Below are 3163 nucleotides of genomic sequence, written 5' to 3'. Positions count from 1 at the left end.
ACCGCTCAGAGGAGACAATTTTATTATGGCCATCTACCAATTGGAGCAACACATCCCCGACATCGACGACACCGCCTTCGTGGCCGAATCCGCCACCGTGGTGGGCAAGGTCAGGATGGAGGCCCATTCCAGCGTCTGGTTCAACGTCACCATCCGTGGCGACAATGAACTCATCACCGTCGGTGAGAACAGCAATGTGCAGGAAGGGGCGGTGCTGCATACCGATGTGGGCTATCCGATGGTGATCGGCAAGAACGTCACCGTGGGGCACCAGGCCATGCTGCATGGCTGCACCATCGGCGACGGCGCCCTGATCGGTATCCAGGCGGTGGTGCTCAACGGTGCCCGGATCGGCAAGAATTGCCTGGTCGGCGCCGGAGCCCTGGTGACCGAAGGCAAGGAGTTCCCGGACAATTCGCTCATCATCGGCGCCCCCGCCAAGGCGGTGCGCCAGTTGAGCGAAGAAGACATCGCGCGTATGCAGGCCGGTACGGACAGTTATGTCCAGCGCGCGCAACAGTTCAAGGCCCAGCTCAAGCGCATCGCCTGAGTGGCCAAGCAAAGGAAACAATGAAAGACACGCTGCAAAAATTCCTGGTCGACAACGCTCCCGTGCGGGGCGAGCTGGTCGAGATTTCCGACACCTGGCGCCAGGTGCAAGCCCGCCGCGACTATCCGGTCGCGGTACGCACCCTGCTGGGCGAGATGCTAGCCGCGGCCGCCCTGCTCTCGGCCAATCTGAAGTTCAACGGCATGATCGTCATGCAGATCCATGGCGATGGCCCGGTCAAGCTGCTGGTGGTCGAATGCGACTCCGAGCTGCAACTGCGTGCCACCGCCAAGCTGGCCGACGACGCCGAGATTGCCGACGATGCCACCCTGACCGATCTGGTCAATGCCGCTGGCCATGGCCGTTTCGTCATCACCCTTGATCCCAAGGACAAGCTGCCCGGCCAGCAAGCCTACCAGGGCGTGGTGCCGCTCGATGGCGAGAGCGTGGCCACCGTGATCGAAAACTACATGCTGCGTTCCGAACAGCTCGACACCAAGCTATGGCTGGCGGCGGACGAAAACGTCTCGCGCGGCCTGCTGCTGCAAAAGCTGCCGTCCATCGGCGGCACTGCCGCCCCGACCGCCCAGCCCGAAGGTGAACTGGAAGCCTGGAACCACATGGTCATGCTGGGCGATACCTTGAAGCGCGAGGAATTGCTCTGCACCGACATCGCGACATTGATGCATCGCCTGTTCTGGGAACAGACCATTCGCGTCTTCGACCCGGTGCATCCGCAGTTCCACTGCTCCTGCTCGCGCGAGAAGGTGGGCAACATGTTGAAGATGCTGGGCCAGGAAGAAGTGGCCGAAGCCCTGTCACAGATGGACAAACTGGCCATCGATTGCGACTTCTGCGGACAGCACTACGAGTTTGATGCAGTCGATTGCGCGCAGTTGTTCGTGGCCGATGTGGGCAGCGCCAGCGAGGCGAGTGGCGCGCGGCATTGAGCAATTCGCGGCGCTCAATCAGCCATGAAAAACGCCATCGGTTTGCAGCCGATGGCGTTTTTCATTGAACAGCGACCGTATTACTCCGCATCCGGCACCAGCAACGCCATCTGCTGCGCATCCAGATAAGTCCACTCCCCCTCTTCCAGTTCCAGCGCGTCAAGCTGCAGCCCGCCAATGGCGGTACGCCGCAAGGCGCTGCAATGATTGCCGGCCGCGGCCAACATGCGCTTGACCTGGTGATACTTGCCCTGTTCCAACACGATTTCCAGCAGCTTCTCGCCCAGTTGGCGGCAGCGGGTCGCCGCCAGTGGCGCCGGTTCGTCATGCAGTTGCACGCCTGCCTTCAATTGCGCAATGAGCGCCTCGGTCACCGGTTCAGCCGTGGTGGCCGCGTAGACCTTGGGCACGTGGCGCTTGGGGGAGGATTGGGCATGGATGAAGGCGCCATCATCCGACATCAGCAGCAAGCCCGTGGTGTCATGATCCAGTCGCCCCACCGGCTGCACATCGCGCCAGGTGAATTGTTCCGGCAACAGGGTCAGCACGCCCGGATGATGGCTGGGCTTGCGGGAACACTCGATGTTGGGCGGCTTGTTGATGGCGATGTAGACATGCTCGCGGTATTCCCACTCTTCCTCGAAGATGGTCAGCACCAGACCGTCGGTGTCCGGTGTGGCACGGTAGTCGTCCACCACTTCGCCATTGATCGAGACTTCACCATCGTCGATCAATTCACGACAGTATTTGCGCGAACCGAACCCCTGCGATTGCAGGATGCGGTCCAGGGTCAGCTTGGCCATATCAGCCTTCTCCTTGTTCGTTTTGTTCCTGCTTGCCGGCCTTGGCCTGCTTCGGTTCCAGAATCTGGCGGGCGATGCCGCGCAAGATGTTGACTTCTTCGGTCTCCAGTTGGGCGCGCGAAAACATGCGTTTCAAGCGCGGCATCAATTTCTTGGGATTGTCGGGATTGAGAAAATCGATGGCCACAAGCGCCTGCTCCAAGTGCGCAAACATGCCCTCGATCTCGGCCACGCTGGCGCTCTGCCCTTGGAAACCCACCTCACCGGGCGCACGGGCGTCGCCGCTGGTCTGCATCGGACCACCTTGCACTTCCAGCTCGGTCATGCGGCATTCATAGGCCAGTACCTGCACCGCCTGCGACAGGTTCAGCGAGGAATACTCGGGATTGGCCGGGATATTGAGCAAGGCGTTACATTTCTGCACCACTTCGTTGGGTAGACCGAAGCGCTCGTTGCCGAACAGCAGCGCCGCATTCAAGCCGGTATCGCGCGACAACTGCCCCGCCAGCGCGCGCGGCGACACCACCGGCGGCGAGAATTCGCGCAAGCGAGCGCTGACGGCGGCGGCGAAGTTGCATCCCTGCAACGCCTCTTCCACGCTGCCAACGATGCGTGCATGTTGCAACACATCGATGGCGCCGCTGGCGAAGGCAATGGCTTCATCTTCCTTGACCGCATCTGGAAAGCGCGGATTGACCAGCACCAGCTCCGAAAAGCCCATGGTCTTGATGGCCCGTGCAGCCGAGCCGATGTTGCCGGGACTGCTGGTATTGACCAGCACGAAACGCAAACGACTGAAAAGAGATTGTCCTGACACTTGCTTGTTCATTTAAAATAGCGGGATTCGCGCCCCAGGTCAG

Annotated in this window: 4 protein-coding genes; 2 read left to right on the top strand and 2 right to left on the bottom strand. The window is 60.9% G+C overall.

Annotated features, from left to right (window positions below; translation table 11 throughout):
* Positions 1-25 precede the first annotated feature (25 nt).
* Together I5W_RS19825 and hslO are read left to right on the top strand one after the other, a co-directional pair.
* On the top strand, positions 26-550 hold the full coding sequence (locus I5W_RS19825) for a gamma carbonic anhydrase family protein (protein ID WP_017450633.1): 525 nt from the start codon (positions 26-28) through the stop codon (positions 548-550).
* 20 nt (positions 551-570) lie between these two features.
* Complete coding sequence (gene hslO / locus I5W_RS19820; RefSeq protein WP_044530519.1) at positions 571-1500, top strand: Hsp33 family molecular chaperone HslO; 930 nt, start codon at positions 571-573, stop codon at positions 1498-1500.
* An 80-nt stretch (positions 1501-1580) separates the two neighbouring features.
* Here hslO and I5W_RS19815 read toward each other — a convergent pair whose 3' ends face one another.
* Together I5W_RS19815 and I5W_RS19810 are read right to left on the bottom strand one after the other, a co-directional pair.
* Positions 1581-2303 (bottom strand): pseudouridine synthase, encoded by a 723-nt coding sequence (locus I5W_RS19815; RefSeq protein WP_017450629.1) that lies wholly within the window; start codon positions 2301-2303, stop codon positions 1581-1583.
* Position 2304: 1 nt separating this feature from the next.
* A complete protein-coding gene (locus I5W_RS19810; protein WP_044530518.1) occupies positions 2305-3132 on the bottom strand; it encodes an RNA methyltransferase in 828 nt (275 codons plus the stop codon).
* Positions 3133-3163 lie beyond the last annotated feature (31 nt).

This window comes from Herbaspirillum sp. B65 (assembly GCF_000333555.1).
In the GTDB taxonomy this organism is placed as follows: Bacteria; Pseudomonadota; Gammaproteobacteria; order Burkholderiales; family Burkholderiaceae_D; genus Herbaspirillum; species Herbaspirillum rubrisubalbicans.
This window is presented reverse-complemented; position numbering and strand designations above follow the sequence as displayed.

Bases quoted from the DNA above. Each gene is read 5' to 3' on its own strand.
- I5W_RS19825 (WP_017450633.1), top strand. From the start codon at position 26: ATGGCCATCTACCAATTGGAGCAACACATCCCCGACATCGACGACACC.
- hslO (WP_044530519.1), top strand. From the start codon at position 571: ATGAAAGACACGCTGCAAAAATTCCTGGTCGACAACGCTCCCGTGCGG.
- I5W_RS19815 (WP_017450629.1), bottom strand. From the start codon at position 2,303: ATGGCCAAGCTGACCCTGGACCGCATCCTGCAATCGCAGGGGTTCGGT.
- I5W_RS19810 (WP_044530518.1), bottom strand. From the start codon at position 3,132: ATGAACAAGCAAGTGTCAGGACAATCTCTTTTCAGTCGTTTGCGTTTC.